The organism is Pseudomonas sp. Irchel 3E13 (genome assembly GCF_900187455.1).
GTDB lineage: Bacteria > Pseudomonadota > Gammaproteobacteria > Pseudomonadales > Pseudomonadaceae > Aquipseudomonas.
Genome location: NZ_FYDX01000005.1, coordinates 47958 through 65875, shown reverse-complemented (window position 1 = coordinate 65875; position 17918 = coordinate 47958). Strand labels below are relative to the sequence as shown.

Below are 17918 nucleotides of genomic sequence, written 5' to 3'. Positions count from 1 at the left end.
AAGAAACCGCCCTCGTGGCGGTTTTTTCATGGGTGCGATTTGACCTTCCACTCGTCGCCCAGATTCGCCTGCAGAAACGCCTGGAACGCGCGCACTTTCGGCGTCATCGCCAAACGGTCGGTGACGCACAGGTAGATGTCCATCGGCTCAGTCTGGGCGTAGGCCTGCTCACCCCCCTTGTCCTCGAATAACCGCACCAGCTCCCCGCGCTCGATATAAGGCCGGGCGACGAACTCGGCGAGCCGGGTCACGCCGCCGTCGCGGGCAGCCATCTGGGCCAGGACGTCGATATCGTCGCTGATCAGCACATCGCCGAACTCGGCATCGAAGCGCAAACCATCGCGCACGAAGCCCCAGCGCAGGAAGCGCCCATCCACCGGGTAGCGGAACACCAGGCAACGGCGCTGCTTCAGCTCTTCCGGACTTTGCGGCCAGCCCTCGCGCGCCAGGTAGCCAGGGGATGCGCAACAGACAAACGGCACTTGGGCGACGTGTCGCGCCAGCAGGCCATCTTCAAGCTGCGGGGTGATGCGGATACTCACGTCCACACCCTGGCGGGCATGGTCGACTTTGTTGTCACTCGTAAGCAATTCAATCGAAAGGCGTGGATACAGCGCGCTGAACTCAGGAATCAACCGCCCCAGCACGTGACGACCGAACGCCGACGAAGTGGAAATGCACAGGCGGCCTTGAGGCTCGCTATCCACGGTGGTCACGGCCTGTTGTGCTTCTTCGAGGTCGCGTTCGATATGCCGGACTTTCTCGTAATAGAGCGTACCGCTCGCAGTCAGCACCATGCTGCGAGTGGTGCGGGCCAGCAGGCGGACCTGCAGGTGCGCTTCGAGACGGGCGATATTCTGGCTGACTGCGGCCGCACTCAAGCCGAGACTGCGGGCGCCGCCAGCGATGCTGCCGGCCTCGACCACCTTGATGAAACTCTTGATCAGGCCCAGCAGGTTCACGGGCAATCTCCTGGATTCGTAATTTTCCCTTTATAAAGACCTAACACCTGCCCGTCTACTTGCGCCGCGAATGCCTTGTTAACCTGCGCCCCACTCAACTGGATCCTTCGAGGAGCATTCATGAATTCATCCGCCGTCACCCGCCGTCCGAAGCTCGGCGTTCGCGCCACCCCGTACGTCTTCGCGTTCTATATGTCGTCCATCATGGCCATGCTGATGTGCTTCGTGATCACCGCCGCCAACAGCGGTGTCAACGAGCATTACCTGGGCAATGTGCTGCGGGCCTATCAATTGGCCATGCCGGTCGCGTTCGTCTGCGTGCTGGTGGTTCGGCCGATCGTGATCAAGCTGGTGTCGTGGACTGTTCACCCGCCGAAATGATCCCGCGCCGCATCAGGGCCGGGAGGCGATGGCTTTTTCGATGGCTGCCTTGAACTCCGGATCATCCGGCTTGGTCAGGCTGGAGAAATTGGCCACCACCTTGCCCTGGCGGTCGACCACGTACTTGTAGAAATTCCACTTCGGCGCGCTGCTCTGCTGCGCCAGCTCGCGAAACAGCGGCGTGGCGTCATCGCCGCGCACCCGCTGCGGCTCGGTCATGATGAAGGTCACGCCGTAGTTGGCGTAGCAGACCTTGGCGGTCTTCTCGCTGTCGGCGTCTTCCTGCTTGAAGTCATTGGACGGCACCCCGAGCATTTCCAGCCCTTGTCCGTGGTACTCCTTGTAGACCGCTTCGAGCCCTTCGAACTGCGGGGCGAAACCGCAATAGCTGGCGGTGTTGACCACCACCAGCGGCTTGCCGGCGAACTGCTCGCACAGATCGATCCGCTCCTTGGCGCGCAGTTTCGGCAGTTCGCCCTGGAGCAAGGCCGGGCAGCCATCGGCCAGGGCGAAACCACTGAAGCCGAGCAGGAGTGAGGCAATCAACAGGCGGCGTACGTGCATGAAGGTTCTCCTTTTGGGGTGCGAACCGTCAGCCTACGCCTAACAGACGCCCATGCCCAATTGCATCAGGGCGAGCCCGCCTTTTTGCCAGCCCCACCAGGCCAGCACCAGCAGCAGGGCTGCCAGCGACAGCCCGACCAACCACAGACCGTAACGACTCACGCCGCCCCCGCCGTGGCTTGCAGACGCGCCACGGGACGCTCGCGCACCGGCCAGTTCAACGCCGCCGCCAGCAGGCTGAGCACAATGGAAATCTGCCAGACCAGGTCGTAGTTACCGGTCTGGTCGTAGACCACCCCGCCCAGCCAGCCGCCCAGGAAAGCGCCCAATTGGTGGAAGAGGAAGACGATACCGCCGAGCATCGACAGATTGCGCACGCCGAACAGGGTCGCCACGGTGCCGTTGGTCAGCGGCACGGTGGACAGCCACAGCAGGCCCATGGCGATACCGAACAGGTAGGCGCTGAACGTGGTGATCGGCGCCCACAGGAACAGCACGATGACCACGCTACGCAGCAGGTACAGCGCAGCCAGCAGGCGCGGCTTGGACATCCGCCCGCCAAGCCAGCCGGCGGTGTAGGTGCCGACGATATTGAACAGGCCGACTAGCGCCAGCACCGTGGTCCCAGTGGTCGCCGGCAGGTGCTGGTCCACCAGGTAGGCCGGCAGGTGCACGCCGATGAACACCACCTGGAAACCGCACACGAAGAAGCCCAGCGCCAACAGCCAGAAACCCGTGTGCGAACAGGCTTCGCGCAGGGCCTCGCCGAGGGTCTGTTCATGACCCTGGGCCGGCAACGGACGGTCCTTGAGCATGCTCACCAGCGGCACGATGAACGCCACCATCAGGCCCAGCGCCAACAACGCCAGCGACCAACCCAACCAGTTGATCAAACCGAGGGTGCCAGGAAGCATGGCGAACTGGCCGAACGAGCCGGCAGCGCTGGCGATACCCATGGCCATGCTGCGTTTTTCCGGGGGGACGGCGCGACCAACCACACCGAGGATCACCGAGAACGAGGTGCCGGACAGGCCGATACCGATCAGCAAGCCGGCGCTGAGGGACAGCGTGACAGGCGAGTCCGACATGCCCATCAGCACCAGGCCACAGGCGTAGAGGATGCCGCCGATGACCACCACTTTCGCCGCGCCCAACCGATCGGCCAAAGCGCCGGCGAAAGGCTGGGCCAGGCCCCAGACCAGGTTCTGCAAGGCAATGGCAAAGGCGAAGACGCCGCGGCCCCAGCCGAATTCGGCACTCATCGGCGCCAGGAACAGGCCGAAGCCGTGTCGCACGCCCAGCGACAACGCCAGGATCAGCGCCGCGCCCAGCAACAGCCAGCCACTGGTTCGCCATACGGATGTCATTGTTCTTCTCTCCTGTGCCGGAAATTATTTGCGGGTATATACCCGCTTAAGGTCGTTAAAACTCAGGCCAACTGTTTCAGCAAGCGGACCAGCTCATCGCGCTGCGTTTCACCCAGGGTGTCCACCAGCCGTTCCTGAGCCTGCTCCCAGGCGGGTTCGGCGGCCTGCAAGCGGGCCTTGCCCTGCTCGGTGAGCAACACCAGGCGATTGCGCAAGTCATCGCCCTCGGTCATGGCCACCAAACCGTCAGCCTGCAACACCTTGAGGTTGCGGCCCAGGGTGCTGCGGTCCAGACCCATGGCGTCGGCCAAGGACGAAATACTGGGCTTGTCGAGGCGTTGCAGGTGCCGCAGCAGGGAAAACTGGGCGACATTGATGCCGAAGCCTTCGAGGGCTTCGTCGTAATGCCGGCTTACCCCTCGGGCAGCGCGACGCAGATGAGTGCAGATGCAAATACCGGTCAACATGAAAGCGTGTATATACCCGCATCTCGACAAACGCAACAAAACATTTCAGCCGAGCCCCAGGGCAAGGCTCAACAAAACCACCGTTTCCAGCAACTCCAGCAAGGCGCCAGCGGTATCGCCGGTGGTGCCGCCCAGTCGTCGCATCATCGAGCGACGCAAGGCGAAAAAGGCCAGCGCCGCCGCCAGCAATGCCACTGCCGCCGCCCCGCCGCCCATGAGCAGACAACCCGCGCCACTCAGCAACAACATCCAGGTCGCGCCACGACGCGGCAGGTGTTCGGCCAGCGCCTGGCCGAGGCCGCCGGGCCGCACATAGGGCGTAGTGAGAAACAGCGCCAGCATCGCCGCCCGCCCTATCACGGGTGCGAGCAACAGCAGTGCGCCCTGCCCCGCCTCAATCAGGGCCAGCAACGCGCAGAACTTGAGCAGCAGCACCAACACCAGCGTAACCACCGCAATCGGCCCGCTACGCGGGTCCTTCATGATGGTCAGCGTGCGCTCGCGATCGCCGAAACCACCCAGCCAGGCATCGGCGCTATCGGCCAGCCCGTCCAGGTGCAGGCCACCGCTCAAGGCGACCCAGGCACTCAGCAGCAGCGCCGCATGCAACAGCGGCGGGCTGCCGGCCAACACGGTGTTCAAGCCCCAGAGCAGCACACCGAACAACAGCCCCACCAACGGATAGAAGAGCAGCGACCGCCCGTTCTGCTGGGGCGATGGCATGCCCGGCAAGGTCACCGGCAGGCTGCTGAGGAACTGCAAGGCGATCCAGAATGGCAACATCAGCAGATCTCCCGCAACCGGCCACCCGCCTCGACATCCAGCCGATGCAGCGCACCATGGCCGACCTGCACCTGCAACAACTGCTCACGGGGCAACCCACGGGCGCGCGCCAGCAACAGGCGCATGACCCCGCCATGCGTCACCAGCAACACCCGCTGACCGGCATAAGCCAATTGCAACCGCTCCAACGCGGCCAGCACCCGCGTGGAAAACGCGTCCACCGGCTCGCCCCCCGGCGGGGTGAAACCGTAGGGGTCGGCCCAGAACTGGCCCAGCGCCTGTTCGTGGTCTTGCATCAGATCGAGGGCGCTGCGCCCTTCCCAGTCGCCGAAATGCAGTTCCTGAAGTCCCGGCTCCAATGCCAACGGCAGCTCCAGACGCGCGGCCAGGACCTCGGCGAAGCGCGCGCAGCGCTGCAACGGTGAACTCACCAGTTGATCCCAAGGCCCGACCTCGGACACCGCAGCGTGCATCTGCGCCCAACCCTGCTCAGTCAAGGCGTCATCAAGGCTGCCGCGAAAGCCGCCGCCCAGTTCGGTTTCACCGTGCCGCAGCAGGTCGAGGATCATGCCGGACGGTCCGCCACCGCGGCTTCGGCGAATGTCGCCATCTGCCCGTGCAGATCGCAGGCCAGGCGCAGCAGCGGCACCGCCAGCGCCGCGCCACTGCCCTCGCCCAGGCGCAGGCCCAGTTCCAGCAGCGGCTCGCCGCCCAGCTCCGCCAGCACGCGGCGATGGCCCGGCTCGGCGCCGCGATGACCGAAGAACAGCCATTCACGGCAAGACGGATTGATCCGTACCGCCACCAGCGCCGCCACGGTGCAGATAAACCCGTCCACCAGCACCGCCACGCCTTCCTGAGCGCAGGCCAGATAAGCGCCGACCAGCGCCGCGATTTCCAGGCCGCCGACATGCAACAGCGCCTGCAGCGGATCGCCGCTCACCCCGGCATGACGCTTCAGCGCCGCCTCGATCACCGCCGCCTTGTGCCGCACGCCCGCCGCATCCAGGCCGGTGCCCGGCCCGCTCAGCTCCGTCGCCGGGCAGCCGAGCAACGCGCAGGCCAGGGCGCTGGCGGCGGTGGTGTTGCCGATGCCCATCTCGCCGCCGATAAACAGCCGCGCACCCGCCGCCACCGCCCGCAACGCGCTGTCGCGACCCGCTTGCAACGCCTGCCGGCCCTGCTCGTCGGTCATCGCCGGCTCGCGGGCGAAGTTGGCAGTGCCGGGGGCGATGCGCAGATGGCGCACGCCAGGCAGGTCCAGCGCCAGGTTCACCGTGCCCAGATCCACCACTTCCAGGCGAGCGTCCAGTTGCCGGGCAAGCACGCTGATGGCCGCGCCGCCGCTGACGAAATTCAGCAGCATCTGCCCGGTGACTTCTTGCGGATAAGCGGAAATACCTTCGGCCACCACCCCGTGGTCACCCGCGAAAATGCTGATCCAGACCTGTTCCAGCGCCGGTTTCACCCGCCCCTGCAGCGCGGCCAGGGTTACTGCCACCTGCTCCAGCCGGCCGAGGGAGCCGGCCGGTTTGGTCAGTTGTTGCTGACGCGCCAGCGCGGCATCGCGCACCGATTCGTCGGCGGCGCGACAAGGGTTCAGCCACCAGGTTTGACTCATGATTCGGCTCCTTTGAGGAAAAGCGGCAGGCCCGCGACAGTCAGCACCACGCGCTGGCAACGTTCGGCGATGGCTTGATGCAACCAGCCGGCTTCATCGACGTAACGCCGGGTCAGTTCGCCCATGGGCACCACGCCAAGGCCGGTTTCATTGCTGACCAGGATGATCTCGCCCGGCAGTGTCGGCAGGCAGGCCAGCAGCGCGTCGCGCTCGGCGGCCAGGCGCTGCGGGTCTTCGAGCATCAGCAGGTTGGTCAGCCACAGGGTCAGGCAGTCCACCAGCAGGCAACGGTCGCTCGCGGCCTCGGCCTGGAGGACTCGGGCCAGGGCCACGGGTTCTTCGATCAGGGCCCATTCGGCGGGGCGGCGCTCGCGGTGCAGTTGCACCCGGGCGTTCATTTCACCGTCGAGCGGTTCGCTGGTGGCGATGTAGGTCACCGCCAGGCCGCTGGCCGCGGCACGCTGTTCGGCCAGGCGGCTCTTGCCCGAGCGGGCGCCACCGAGAATCAGGTTGAGCATGTCAGTCGAGCCCACAGAGTTGACGGAGCCGGGCGCAATCCAGGTGGGCATCCACCAAGTCGGCCAGGCGTTCGATATCGCGTTCGCGCAGGGCGTGATAGTCGACCCGCTGGACCTCCCTCAGCCCGGCCCAGCGCAGCAACGCGGTGCAAGAGTCCGGCGCTTCGAACAGGCCGTGCAGGTAAGTGGCGAGGATCTGCCCGTCGGCGCTGATGGCACCGTCGCGACGGCCATCGGCCAAGTTCACCGCCGGGCGGTCCAGGGCCGCGCCGCGGGTCACGCCGGCATGAATCTCGTAACCGCTGATCGCCGCCTGCTCCAACTCAAGGACGCCGCTGACATTGCGCAGTTGCTTGTGGGTTTCCAGCACCGTGGCGTAGTCCAGCAGGCCCAGGCCCGGACTGCTGCCAGCGGCGCCTTCCAGACCCAGCGGATCATGCACCTCGCGCCCGAGCATCTGCAGGCCGCCGCAAATCCCCAGAACCTTGCCGCCGTAGCGCAGGTGCCGGGTGATGGCCTGTTCCCAGCCGCGCTCGCGAAGTTGCGCGAGGTCGCCGCGCACGCTTTTTGAGCCAGGCAGGATAATCAGATCGGCGGGCGGAATCGGCTGGCCGGGGCCGATGAATTGCAGGTCCACTTGCGGGTGCAGGCGCAGCGGGTCGAAATCGGTGTGGTTACTGATGCGCGGCAGCACCGGCACGATCACTTTGAGTACCTGCTCGGCTTTTTCGCCCTGGCGCCGGTCGAGACCGTCCTCGGCTTCCAAGTGCAGGTCGGTGACGTAGGGCAGCACGCCGAGCACCGGTTTGCCGGTGCGCGCCTCCAGCCAGTCCAGGCCCGGCTGCAACAGCGCGATGTCGCCACGAAAACGGTTGATGACGAAACCCTTGACCCGCGCCTGCTCGCTCGGCGAAAGCAACTCCAACGTGCCGACCAGATGGGCGAAGACGCCGCCGCGGTTGATGTCGGCGATCAGGATCACCGGGCAGTCCACCGCCTCGGCGAAGCCCATGTTGGCGATATCACCCGCGCGCAGGTTGATCTCGGCCGGCGAGCCGGCGCCTTCCACCATCACCACCGGCCAACCGGCGCTGAGCCGCTGATGCGAGGCCAGCACCGCCTGCATGGCGATGGCCTTGTAGTCGTGATAGGCCACCGCGTTCATGCTGGTGACCGCGCGGCCATGGATGATGACCTGCGCGCCCGTGTCGCTGTTGGGCTTGAGCAGCACCGGGTTCATGTCGGTGTGCGGTTCCAGGCCCGCGGCCTGGGCCTGGACCGCCTGAGCGCGGCCGATCTCGCCGCCGTCGGCGGTCACCGCGCTGTTCAGCGCCATGTTCTGCGGCTTGAACGGCACCACGCCGACGCCCTGGCGTTTCAGCCAGCGACACAGCGCGGTCACCAGCGTGCTCTTGCCGGCATCGGAGGTAGTGCCTTGCACCATCAGGGTGGTCATGGCGTTTCCTTGCGGTAGTCGTCGAGCGCCACGGCGAGCCGCTGCCAGTCGGCATCCTCGGCGGGCAGGCCGAAGCGCAGGCTCGGGGGATGATCGAACAGGCGCAGGAGAATGCCGCGCCGGGCCATGAAGTCGTGAATCGCGGCGGCCTGGTCATGGCGCAGGTACTGGAACAGGTCGCAGCCGCCGGCGGGCGTGAGTCCGGCGCTGTCCAGCAGCGCGGCGAGACGGGCGCTGGCGGCGGCGCAGCGTTCGGTCTGCTGGCGCTGGCTGGCCAGATCAGTGAAACAGGCCTGGGCCAGCGCCCGGGTCGGACCGCTGACAGACCACGGCCCCAGCTCTTCGGCCAGCGCCCGCAGCAGCAACGGCTCGGCCAGCACACAGCCGAGGCGCACGCCGGCCAGGCCGAAGAACTTGCCGAACGAACGCAGGACGATCAGGCCCTCGCGCGCGCTGTGGGCGGCGATGCTGTGCGCCGGCGTGTTGTCCATGAAGGCTTCGTCCACCAGCAGCCAGCCGCCGTGACGCGACAGGCGCTGATGCCAGTCGAGCAAGGTGTCCGCCGGCAGCAGGCGGCCCGTGGGATTGTTGGGGTTGACCACCACCAGCACGTCGAGGTGGTCGAGTTGCCCGGCGAGCTGTTCCTCGCTCAGTTCCAGCACGTGATGGCCAGCGCGGCGCCAGCCTTCGGCATGCTCGGCATAGCACGGCGAGAGCACGCCGACGGTGCCGCGCGGGCGCAAGCGCGGCAGCGCCTGGATCGCCGCCTGCGAGCCGGCCACCGGCAGCAGGTGCGAAACGCCGTAATACTCGGCCGCAGCCTGCTCCAGGCCATCATCGGTTTCAGGCAGTCGCGCCCAGGCGCGCAGTGGAATCTCGGGGATCGGAAAAGACCAGGGCGCGATGCCGCTGGACAGGTCCAGCCAGTCCTCGCGGGCGATGCCGTAGTGCTCGATCGCCCGCAGCAAGCGGCCACCGTGTTCAAGCATAGAATTCGGCTCCCAGGCACAGCAGCAACAGCCACAACCAGACGCCCTGACGCACCAGCCGCCAGCCGCGCTCGATGGATCCGGCGTCGGCCGCCGGGCCTTCGCCCAGGCGGGCGCGCTCGTGCAGTTCACCGTGATAGACCGCCGGCCCACCCAGCTCGACGCCCAGGGCACCCGCCCCCGCCGCCATCACCGGGCCAGCGTTGGGGCTGTCCCAGTGCGGCGCCTGCTGGCGCCAGCATTTGAGCGCCAGGCGGGTCTTGCCCAGCAGCGCGTAGGTCAGCGCCACCAACCGCGCCGGCAGGTAATTGAGCACGTCGTCGATACGCGCCGCGGCCCAGCCAAAGCGCTCGAAGCGTTCGTTGCGGTAACCCCACATGGCATCCAGCGTGTTGCTCAGGCGATAGAGCACCACCCCCGGCGCACCCGCGACGACGAACCAGAACAGCGCGGCGAACACCGCGTCGCTACCGTTCTCCAGCACCGATTCGGTGGCGGCGCGGGCCACGGCGGTGTCGTCCAGCTCACTGGTCTGCCGGCTGACCAGATAGCCCACGCGTTTGCGCGCTTCGTCGAGGTCGCCGCCGCGCAGGGCATCGGCCACCGGCTGCACATGCTCGCCGAGGCTGCGCAAGCCGAGGGCGCAGTACAGCGCGAGGATTTCCACCAGCCAGCCGATATACGGCAGCCAGGACAAGGCGGTGGCCAGCAGCGTCAACGGCACCACCGCGAGAACCCAGGCGGTGACGCCATGGCTGCGCCAGCCGCGCCCGCCGGCGTTGAAACGCTGCTCCAGGCGCCCGGCCATGTTTCCGAACGCGACCAGCGGATGCCAGCGCCGCGGTTCGCCCAGCAGCGCGTCCAGCGCCACCCCGGCCACGGTCAGCAAGGCCACACTCATTCGGTTTCTCCCCAGTGGTTTTCAAACAGCATGTCCGCCAGCGGTCGTGGCGTGGTCCAGCCTTCCAGCGCCAGCATTGGCGCCGGATAAAATTCGTGCACCGGGCCCAGGCAAAGAATCGCCAGCGGCTTGGCCCCCGCCGGCATGCCCAGCAGATCGGCCAGTGCCTGCGGATCGAACAGCGACACCCAGCCCATGCCCAAGCCCTCGGCGCGGGCCGCCAGCCACAGGTTCTGAATGGCGCACGACAGCGAGGCGAGGTCCATTTCCGGCAAGGTGCGACGGCCGAAAATATGCGCCTCGCGCTTGTCCATCAGCGCGGCGACCAGCACTTCGGCGCAGTCGTTGATGCCTTCGACCTTGAGTTTCATGAATTCATCGGAGCGCTGTCCCAGCGCTTCGGCGGTGCGTATCCGCTCGTCCTCCACCAGCGCCTGGATGCGCTGGCGCAGGTCGCGGCGGGTGATGCGGATAAACCGCCAGGGCTGCATCAGGCCGACGCTCGGCGCCTGGTGCGCGGCTTCAAGCAGGCGGACAAGCAGCTCGGGCGCGACCTCGCCGCCGCTGAAATGACGCATGTCGCGGCGCTCGCCAATGGCACGGTAGATCGCCGCGCGCTCGGCCTCGCTGTAGGCGTGTGCGCTCATGGTGCCAGCAGCGCCGCCGTCGCGTCGGGGTTGGACGGGAAGTAGAAATGCACGTACGAGGCGGTCAACCGGCCAAGGCGGTACACCGCTTCGGCGCCGCGCCCGCCGTTGGGGCTCTGGCCGCGAGCGATGGGTTCCAGTGCGGTGCTGGTCAGGGAATGGTGGTAGGTGTGCCCGCGCAGGGTGCCTTCCGGCAGTTCCACCGCTTGCAGGGCCAGCGCGGCCAGACGCTTCTGCATCACCGCTTCACCGGACAGCAGCCCGGCCAGCTCGGCACGCTCGCCCGCGACATCGGTCAGCGCATCGAGCAGGAAGAGCATGCCGCCGCACTCGGCCAGCAACGGCTTGCCCGCCTGATGGTGGGCGCGGATGGCCGCCAGCATCGGTGCGTTCGCGGCGAGGGTGTGGTGGTGCAGTTCCGGGTAGCCGCCGGGCAGGTACAGGCTGTCGGCCGGCGGGATTTCGCGGTCGTGGACCGGCGAGAAGAAACTCAGCTCAGCGCCCATCGCCCGCAGCAGTTCGAGGTTGGCGCCGTAGGTGAAGGCGAACGCTTCGTCGCGGGCCACGGCAATACGCACGCCCTCAAGACGCCGCTCGATGCTGCGCGGCGCCGGCCCGCTGAACGCCACCGGCGGCGGCAAGGCCGACTGGCAACTGTCGCCCAGCGCCTTGGCGGCGGCATCGAGGCGCAGGTCGAGGTCGGTCAGTTCGCTGGCCTGGACCAGCCCGAGGTGGCGACTCGGCAGTTCGATCCCGGTCTCCCGCGACAGCCCGCCATACCAGCGCAGCCCTTCGGTCAGGCTGCCTTCCAGCAGTTGCGCGTGGCGCAGCGAGCCGACCCGGTTGGCCAGCACCCCGGCGAACGGCAGGTCCGCCTGATAACGCGCCAGGCCGAGGGCCAGGGCACCGAAGGTCTGCGCCATGGCCGTGCCGTCGATCACTGCCAGCACCGGCACGCCAAAATGCCGCGCCAGGTCGGCGCTGGACGGCGTGCCGTCGAACAGCCCCATGACCCCTTCGATCAGGATCAGGTCGGCCTCGGCCGCCGCTTCCCAGAGCAGACGCCGGCTTTCCTCGGCGCCGACCATCCACAGGTCGAGCTGGTACACCGGCGCCCCACTGGCGCGTTCGAGAATCATCGGGTCGAGGAAATCCGGGCCGCACTTGAACACCCGGACCTTGCGCCCCTGGTTGCGGTGCAGACGGGCCAGGGCCGCGGTCACGGTGGTCTTGCCCTGGCCGGAAGCCGGCGCGGCGATCAGTACCGCCGGGCAATGCCGGGTGTCGCTCATAGTTCGACGCCCTTCTGGGCACGGATGCCGGCCTGGAAAGCGTGTTTGATCATGCCCATCTCCGTGACGGTGTCGGCCAGTTCGATCATTTCGTCCTTGGCCCCGCGGCCAGTGACGATCACGTGTTGCATTGGCGGGCGGGCCTGCAAGTCGGACAGCACCTGTTCGAGGTCGAGGTAGCCGTGCTTGAGGGCGATGTTCAGCTCATCGAGCACCACGAAGCCGATGCTCGGGTCCTGCAGCAGTTGCCGGGACACCGCCCAGGCGGCTTCGGCGGCGGCGATGTCGCGCTGGCGGTCCTGGGTTTCCCAGGTGAAGCCCTCGCCCATCACGTGGTAGCGCACCTGCTCGGGGAAGCGGCGGAAAAACAGCTCTTCGCCGGTGGCGTTGCGCCCCTTGATGAACTGCACCACGCCGCACTGCATGCCGTGGCCGAGGGCCCGGGCGAGCATGCCGAAGGCCGAGCTGCTTTTGCCCTTACCATTGCCGCTGAGTACCAGCAACAGGCCACATTCATTTGGGGAGTTGGCGATGCGCTCGTCGATCACCGCCTTTTTGCGCAGCATGCGCGCCAGGTGGCGTTCGTCACGTTCGGTGGATTCGGTCATCGGGATCTCCGCGGGCCACTGTCGGCGCGGCTTGTCCGCTGGCGCGACAAGGCTGGGGGCATCGACAGATGAAGGGGGTAGTGGCACACGGAACGCGCAGGAGCCGGGCGACGAGGCCCGGAAAACCGCGCATCACCCTCCGTGATGCCGTTGACTGTTTGCAGGCCGGTCTCCGGGCTCATGAGCGGATCTTCAGATCCTGGCCGGGCGCCTTCCCGGGTGACGACACCCAGTGGCCATGCGCAGCCTTGACTCATTTACCGTTGCGGGGGCAGCGCCGGAATCGCACGTCTGGCGTGCTCACCGGCTTCCCTGTTTCACCCTGTCGGCCGGCGGGCCACAGAGCACCTGAAACAAGCCGCAAAGGTTAGAGGGTTGGACCCGGAGCGTCAATGAAAGGCGCCCGTTACGAGGCGACCGATGGCGTTTCTGTCGTCTTGTGCAACACTCAGTCGAGTGATATCAAAGTGCCACGTTTTTCCGCTGTACTCGTACAACAATTACGAAAGGAGAGCAGCATGCAAGGCCTGATCATCAACAATCCTCGCCTGGAATTCCTGCGCCCGGCGCTGGAGCGTTGGAGCGAATGCATCGAACGCTTCAACCAGACCCTCGGCGACAACGAAGGGCCTTACTGGCAAGGGCTCCAGGGCAACCTCGGGATCCTCTCGGCGGCCATCTGGCAAGCCGAGCTGGTCACCCTTCAGGACTTCCAGAGCAAGAAGCAACGCGACGAGGGCGAGCGGGATGCTCGCTGCGACTTGCTGATCGCCAGCCGCGAAGAGTCGGCGTACCTGCATGCCGGCCAGCGCTGGCCGAAGGTCGGCCGGCTGGACCTGAACGCGGCCTTGCAGGACGTCGGCGCCAGCGCGCGCGCGATCGCTTACCCGAGCCAATTGAAGATCGCCGCGCTGTTCGCCAGCCCGTGCAAGCTCGGCCAGCATGTCAGCCCCGAGGAACTGCAGGACCTGGTGGACGACCTGCAAAAGCACAACGCCTGCGCCATTGCTTGGTGTTTCCCGTATGGCTATCGGAAATTGCATGACGAGTTTGGTCAGTACTATCCGGGCGTGGCCTTGTTGCTGAAGCAAGCCTGAAGATTGTCGGGGCCGCCCGCGGCCCCGACAATTGAACCTCCCTTCTCCGATCCACCTCTGACTCCTTATAAGCACCCGTTCCCCGAGGAGTCGCACATGTCTTCACTACGCATTGCAGTTCTACTGGCGATCACTACCGGCCTGACCGCCTGCGGTGAAACCGCCCGGCTCCAGGTCACCGACGGCAGCGGCCCGGCGCCGCAACTGCCGGAACCGAACAAGACCCTGATCCCCACCGTGAACATCGCCCCCGCGGTCGGCTGGCCGAAAGGCGCCAAGCCCGCCACGGCGCCCGGCACCCAGGTGGTGGCCTTCGCTAGCGGCCTGGACCATCCGCGCTGGCTGTACGTGCTGCCCAACGGCGACGTCCTGGTGGCGGAAACCAACGCGCCGCCGAAGCCCGAAGACGGCAAGGGCATCAAGGGCTGGGTGATGAACAAGGTCATGGCCCGCGCTGGCGCCGCCGTACCCAGCGCCAACCGCATCAGCCTGCTGCGCGATACCGACGGCGATGGCGTCGCGGAAACCCGCACGGTCTTTCTGATGAACCTCAACTCCCCGTTCGGCATGACCTTGGTGGGCAACGATCTCTACGTGGCCGACACTGATCGCCTGCTGCGCTTCAAGTACGAGGCCGGCGCCACGGTAATCAACACGCCCGGCGAAGTCGTCGCCGAACTGCCCGGTGGCCCGCTGAACCACCACTGGACCAAGAACGTGATTGCCAGCCGCGACGGCAAGAAGCTCTACGTCACCGTCGGCTCCAACAGCAACGTCGCCGAGAACGGCCTGGACAAGGAAGAAGGCCGCGCGGCGATCTGGGAAATCGACCCGGCCAGCGGCAACCACCGAATCTTCGCCTCGGGCCTGCGCAACCCCAATGGCCTGGCTTGGGAACCGCGCAGCGGGCAACTGTGGACGGCGGTGAACGAGCGTGACGAAATCGGCAGCGATCTGGTGCCGGACTACATCACCTCGGTGCGTGACGGCGGTTTCTATGGCTGGCCGTTCAGCTATTACGGCCAGCATGTGGATGTGCGCGTGCAGCCGCAGGACCCGAACCTGGTGGCCAAGGCCATCGCCCCGGACTACGCGGTCGGCCCACACACCGCGTCTCTCGGCCTGACCTTCGCCGAACCCGGCGTCCTCCCGCCGCCGTTCGACCAGGGCGCGTTCATCGGCCAGCACGGCTCCTGGAACCGCAAGCCGCACAGTGGCTACAAAGTGGTGTTCGTGCCGTTCAGTACTGCGGGCAAACCAGCGGGCAAACCGATCGACCTGCTTACCGGATTCCTCAACGACGACGGCAAGGCCATGGGCCGGCCAGTGGGCGTGATCAACGACCAGCGCGGCGGCCTGCTGGTGGCCGATGACGTGGGCAATGTGATCTGGCGGGTCAGCAAGGCGCCTTGAGAACGTTCAGCGCTTGCGACACAGCGTCAGGCCGTCACCCAGCGGCAGCAGCGACAAATCCACCCGCACATCGTCACGCAGCGCCAGGTTCAAGGCCTGGATGGCGCGGGTGTCCTCGCTGTCCGGCTGCGCCTGCAACACCCGGCCGCTCCATAAGGTGTTGTCGAACAGCACGACGCCACCCTGGCGCAGCAGCCGCAGGGCCTCTTCGAGGTAGCGTGGGTAATTGGCCTTGTCGGCATCGATGAAGATCAGGTCGAACGCGCCGTCCGCCAGCGTCGCCAAGGTGTCCAGCGCCGGACCTGGGCGCAGGTCGATGCGGCGTTCCACGCCCGCCTCCCGCCAGTAGCGGCGAGCGATGTCGTGGTAGTCGCCCGGCAGGTCGCAGCACAGCAGTTCACCGTCCGCCGGCAAGGCGTCGGCCATGCACAGCGCGCTGTAGCCGGTGAAGGTACCCACCTCGATCAATCGGCGCGCACCGCTCAAGCGCACCAGCAGCGCCAGCAACTGCCCCTGCTCGGGGGCTACCTGCCAATTGGAATTCGGTCGCGCGGCGGTTTCAGCGCGAAGGCGCGCCAGCAACGGCGTTTCGCGCAAGGAGACGCGCTTGAGGTAATCGTAGAGCGCATCGTCGAGGTAAAGCGTCTGACCGGTCATCGCTTACCTCGGCGTAATCAGGGGTTGTGCGCCAGATGGTTGCCTTGCAGCACACGTTTGGCGTTGAGGTAGGACTTTTGCCAGTAGTTGTTCGACAGATAGTCCAGCCGCACCGTCCCGCCTGTGGACGGCGCATGGACGAAGCGCCCCTCGCCGACATAGATGCCCGCATGGTTGACCTGACTGCCGCCATTGGTGGCGAAGAACACCAGGTCGCCGGACTGCAAGGCATCGCGGGACACGTTCGGCGCGCCCATGACGATCATCTCGCGGGTCGAGCGCGGCAAGGCGATGCCCGCGGCGTCACGGTAGACGTAGCCAATCAGGCCGCTGCAATCGAAGCCGGCATCCGGCGTGTTGCCACCCCAGCGATAGGGCGTGCCCACCAGGCCAAGCGCGCGAAACAGCACGTCTTCGGCGACGGGAGAGAAATACACCTGAGGAGAAGTGAACGCCGGCTGGACCAACTGGGGCGGGGTCGGGGCGTGGCTGGAACAGGCACTGATCAGTGCCGCCAGGGACAATACCGCTAAGCGCGCCATTATCGACATCGTCAGAACATCCTGTCTGAAGCTGCCCGGCTGGATGCCGGCAAAGTGGTGAGAATCAAGATTAGACGCTTTCTGTAAACACGCACGGCGACGAGCTTTTCAGCATCGTCGCCGTGTCCATGACGCTACGAAGAAATCAGTTGCGCGAGAGCGTGGTCGGTGCCATTGCCAGCGCGCGCTTGGCTTCGATGAACGTCTTGCTCCAGTAGCGATCGCCGAGGCTGTCGATACGCACGCCACCGCTGCGACGGCTGCTGGAGTGAATGAACTGGTTGTCGCCGAGGTAGATACCGGCGTGGCTGACGCGACCGCGGCCGTTGGTGCTGAAGAACAGCAGGTCACCCGGCTTGAGGTTGTTGCGCGAGACCAGCGGGGCATCGACGTTGATCATTTCGCGGGTGGAGCGCGGCAGGTTCATGCCGGCTTCTTCGCGGAACAGGTAACCGATGAAACCACTGCAATCGAAGCCCGACTGCTCGGAGGTGCCACCGAAGCGGTAGCGGGTACCGATCAGCGACATGCCACGCTCGAGGATGCTGTCAGCCAGCACCGGCAGTTGATAAGGCTTGGAAGAGGAGAATTGTTCCAGTTCTTCCTCGGTGGCCAGCTCTTCTTCGAACACCGAAACGTCGGCGGAAGGCTGGGTGGCGACCTTGGCAGAGATGGAACTGTGATCTTGCTGTTGCGAAACCGGGCTGTGGGCAGCGCAGCCGAAAAGCAGTGTCACGAGTGCGAGGGGCACGAGGGGTGCGAAGCGATTTAGCATGGGCACGACCGTGTCTGGAATTCAAAGAAGCCGAGACTATGCCTTCTATCGATTCGATTTGCAAATTCAATCGAAAAAAATGTGACTTTTATGTGCCGAGGCTCTGGGACGCTGTTTACCAGCCCAGCGTCTCCTTCAAAAACGGGATGGTCAGCTTGCGTTGTGCCTGCAGCGACGCCTGATCGAGGCGTTCCAGCAGGTCGAACAGCGCGCTCATACTGCGGGTACCGCGGGTGAGGATGAAGTGCCCGACCTCGTCGGTCATGTGCAGGCCGCGACGCGAAGCCCGCAATTGCAGGGCGCGCAGCTTGTCTTCGTCGGACAGCGCACGCATCTGGAAAATCAGCGCCATGGTCAGGCGCGACTTGAGGTCGGCGAGTTTGATCGGCAGTTCGCGCGGCGAGCTGGAGGCCGCGATCAACAGGCGCCGGCCACTGTCACGCAGGCGGTTGAACAGGTGGAACATCGCCTCTTCCCACTCCGGCTTGCCGGCGATGGTCTGCAGGTCGTCGATGCAGACCAGTTCGTACTGTTCGAGGTGATCCAGGAGTTCGACGCCACGGTCGAGCAATTGCGCCAGAGGCAAGTAGACCGCCGGCTCGCCCATCTGCTCGAAACGCAAACAGGCCGCCTGCAACAGGTGGGTACGTCCGACACCCTGCTTGCCCCACAGGTAGATCAGGCTCTCGGTCCAGCCGGCGTCGGCTTCGCAGAGTCGCTCGACGTAGCCCAGTGCGGCGGCGTTGGCACCCGGATAGTAGTTGATGAAGGTGGCGTCATCACGCAGACGCACACCCAGGGGCAACTGGATCGGTTTCATGCTGGCTGGGCGGTTGCGAGGAACCGCAAAGGGCCCTTGGTAAAAGTCTGCAAAGTCT

The 17918-nt window shown here is 65.9% G+C and carries 22 protein-coding genes and 1 riboswitch; of the genes, 3 read left to right on the top strand and 19 right to left on the bottom strand.

Annotated features, from left to right (window positions below):
- Positions 1-26 precede the first annotated feature (26 nt).
- A complete protein-coding gene (locus CKW37_RS09395) occupies positions 27-962 on the bottom strand; it encodes a LysR family transcriptional regulator (protein ID WP_095155427.1) in 936 nt (311 codons plus the stop codon).
- A gap of 120 nt (positions 963-1082) precedes the next feature.
- Between CKW37_RS09395 and CKW37_RS09390 the strand changes: the two genes are divergently transcribed.
- Positions 1083-1343 carry a DUF2798 domain-containing protein gene (locus CKW37_RS09390; protein ID WP_095155426.1) on the top strand — a complete coding sequence of 87 codons (261 nt, stop codon included), beginning with the start codon at positions 1083-1085 and terminating at the stop codon, positions 1341-1343.
- Positions 1344-1355: 12 nt separating this feature from the next.
- Here the strand turns inward: CKW37_RS09390 and CKW37_RS09385 are convergent, their stop codons facing one another.
- The 14 genes from CKW37_RS09385 to cobO all read right to left on the bottom strand — a co-directional run bounded on the left by CKW37_RS09385 (position 1356) and on the right by cobO (position 12556).
- A complete protein-coding gene (locus CKW37_RS09385) occupies positions 1356-1907 on the bottom strand; it encodes a glutathione peroxidase (RefSeq protein ID WP_095155425.1) in 552 nt (183 codons plus the stop codon).
- A 39-nt stretch (positions 1908-1946) separates the two neighbouring features.
- Positions 1947-2069 (bottom strand): hypothetical protein, encoded by a 123-nt coding sequence (locus tag CKW37_RS33180; protein WP_256587719.1) that lies wholly within the window; start codon positions 2067-2069, stop codon positions 1947-1949.
- The gene (locus CKW37_RS09380) at positions 2066-3274 is read right to left on the bottom strand and encodes an MFS transporter (RefSeq protein ID WP_095155424.1); all 1209 of its coding nucleotides are present in this window, start codon (positions 3272-3274) and stop codon (positions 2066-2068) included. Before CKW37_RS09380 ends, CKW37_RS33180 begins: the two co-directional genes overlap by 4 nt.
- Before the next feature lie 62 nt (positions 3275-3336).
- Positions 3337-3741 (bottom strand): MarR family winged helix-turn-helix transcriptional regulator, encoded by a 405-nt coding sequence (locus tag CKW37_RS09375; RefSeq protein WP_095155423.1) that lies wholly within the window; start codon positions 3739-3741, stop codon positions 3337-3339.
- A 45-nt stretch (positions 3742-3786) separates the two neighbouring features.
- The gene (locus CKW37_RS09370) at positions 3787-4524 is read right to left on the bottom strand and encodes an adenosylcobinamide-GDP ribazoletransferase (protein WP_095155422.1); all 738 of its coding nucleotides are present in this window, start codon (positions 4522-4524) and stop codon (positions 3787-3789) included.
- The gene (gene cobC, locus CKW37_RS09365) at positions 4524-5093 is read right to left on the bottom strand and encodes an alpha-ribazole phosphatase family protein (protein WP_095155421.1); all 570 of its coding nucleotides are present in this window, start codon (positions 5091-5093) and stop codon (positions 4524-4526) included. The genes CKW37_RS09370 and cobC overlap by 1 nt, the downstream gene beginning before the upstream one ends.
- Positions 5090-6145: a nicotinate-nucleotide--dimethylbenzimidazole phosphoribosyltransferase gene (gene cobT / locus CKW37_RS09360; RefSeq protein ID WP_095155420.1), complete on the bottom strand. Its 1056-nt coding sequence runs from the start codon at positions 6143-6145 to the stop codon at positions 5090-5092. Before cobT ends, cobC begins: the two co-directional genes overlap by 4 nt.
- Entirely contained in the window at positions 6142-6663 is a 522-nt protein-coding gene (gene cobU, locus CKW37_RS09355) for a bifunctional adenosylcobinamide kinase/adenosylcobinamide-phosphate guanylyltransferase (protein WP_095155419.1), read from the bottom strand. The genes cobT and cobU overlap by 4 nt, the downstream gene beginning before the upstream one ends.
- Position 6664: 1 nt before the next feature.
- The gene (locus CKW37_RS09350; RefSeq protein ID WP_095155418.1) at positions 6665-8119 is read right to left on the bottom strand and encodes a cobyric acid synthase; all 1455 of its coding nucleotides are present in this window, start codon (positions 8117-8119) and stop codon (positions 6665-6667) included.
- Positions 8116-9108: a threonine-phosphate decarboxylase CobD gene (gene cobD / locus CKW37_RS09345; protein ID WP_095155417.1), complete on the bottom strand. Its 993-nt coding sequence runs from the start codon at positions 9106-9108 to the stop codon at positions 8116-8118. Before cobD ends, CKW37_RS09350 begins: the two co-directional genes overlap by 4 nt.
- The gene (gene cbiB / locus CKW37_RS09340; RefSeq protein ID WP_095155416.1) at positions 9101-10009 is read right to left on the bottom strand and encodes an adenosylcobinamide-phosphate synthase CbiB; all 909 of its coding nucleotides are present in this window, start codon (positions 10007-10009) and stop codon (positions 9101-9103) included. The genes cobD and cbiB overlap by 8 nt, the downstream gene beginning before the upstream one ends.
- Entirely contained in the window at positions 10006-10656 is a 651-nt protein-coding gene (gene bluB / locus CKW37_RS09335; RefSeq protein ID WP_095155415.1) for a 5,6-dimethylbenzimidazole synthase, read from the bottom strand. The genes cbiB and bluB overlap by 4 nt, the downstream gene beginning before the upstream one ends.
- A complete protein-coding gene (locus CKW37_RS09330; RefSeq protein WP_095155414.1) occupies positions 10653-11948 on the bottom strand; it encodes a cobyrinate a,c-diamide synthase in 1296 nt (431 codons plus the stop codon). The genes bluB and CKW37_RS09330 overlap by 4 nt, the downstream gene beginning before the upstream one ends.
- Positions 11945-12556: a cob(I)yrinic acid a,c-diamide adenosyltransferase gene (gene cobO, locus CKW37_RS09325; protein ID WP_095155413.1), complete on the bottom strand. Its 612-nt coding sequence runs from the start codon at positions 12554-12556 to the stop codon at positions 11945-11947. The genes CKW37_RS09330 and cobO overlap by 4 nt, the downstream gene beginning before the upstream one ends.
- Positions 12557-12701: 145 nt before the next feature.
- A riboswitch (cobalamin riboswitch) is annotated at positions 12702-12923 on the bottom strand.
- A 151-nt stretch (positions 12924-13074) separates the two neighbouring features.
- Here cobO and CKW37_RS09320 point away from each other — a divergent pair.
- The gene (locus CKW37_RS09320) at positions 13075-13653 is read left to right on the top strand and encodes a hypothetical protein (RefSeq protein ID WP_095155412.1); all 579 of its coding nucleotides are present in this window, start codon (positions 13075-13077) and stop codon (positions 13651-13653) included.
- A 96-nt stretch (positions 13654-13749) separates the two neighbouring features.
- Complete coding sequence (locus CKW37_RS09315; RefSeq protein WP_095155411.1) at positions 13750-15066, top strand: sorbosone dehydrogenase family protein; 1317 nt, start codon at positions 13750-13752, stop codon at positions 15064-15066.
- 6 nt (positions 15067-15072) lie between these two features.
- Here CKW37_RS09315 and CKW37_RS09310 read toward each other — a convergent pair whose 3' ends face one another.
- From CKW37_RS09310 to hda, 4 genes are all read right to left on the bottom strand, one after another.
- Positions 15073-15723, bottom strand: a complete 651-nt coding sequence (locus CKW37_RS09310) for an O-methyltransferase (protein WP_095155410.1) — start codon at positions 15721-15723, stop codon at positions 15073-15075.
- 17 nt (positions 15724-15740) lie between these two features.
- A complete protein-coding gene (locus CKW37_RS09305; protein WP_095155409.1) occupies positions 15741-16274 on the bottom strand; it encodes a C40 family peptidase in 534 nt (177 codons plus the stop codon).
- Between the two features lie 136 nt (positions 16275-16410).
- Positions 16411-17040, bottom strand: a complete 630-nt coding sequence (locus tag CKW37_RS09300; protein WP_095155408.1) for a C40 family peptidase — start codon at positions 17038-17040, stop codon at positions 16411-16413.
- A gap of 115 nt (positions 17041-17155) precedes the next feature.
- Positions 17156-17860, bottom strand: coding sequence for a DnaA regulatory inactivator Hda (hda, locus tag CKW37_RS09295; RefSeq protein WP_095155407.1), 705 nt, complete (start codon positions 17858-17860; stop codon positions 17156-17158).
- Positions 17861-17918 lie beyond the last annotated feature (58 nt).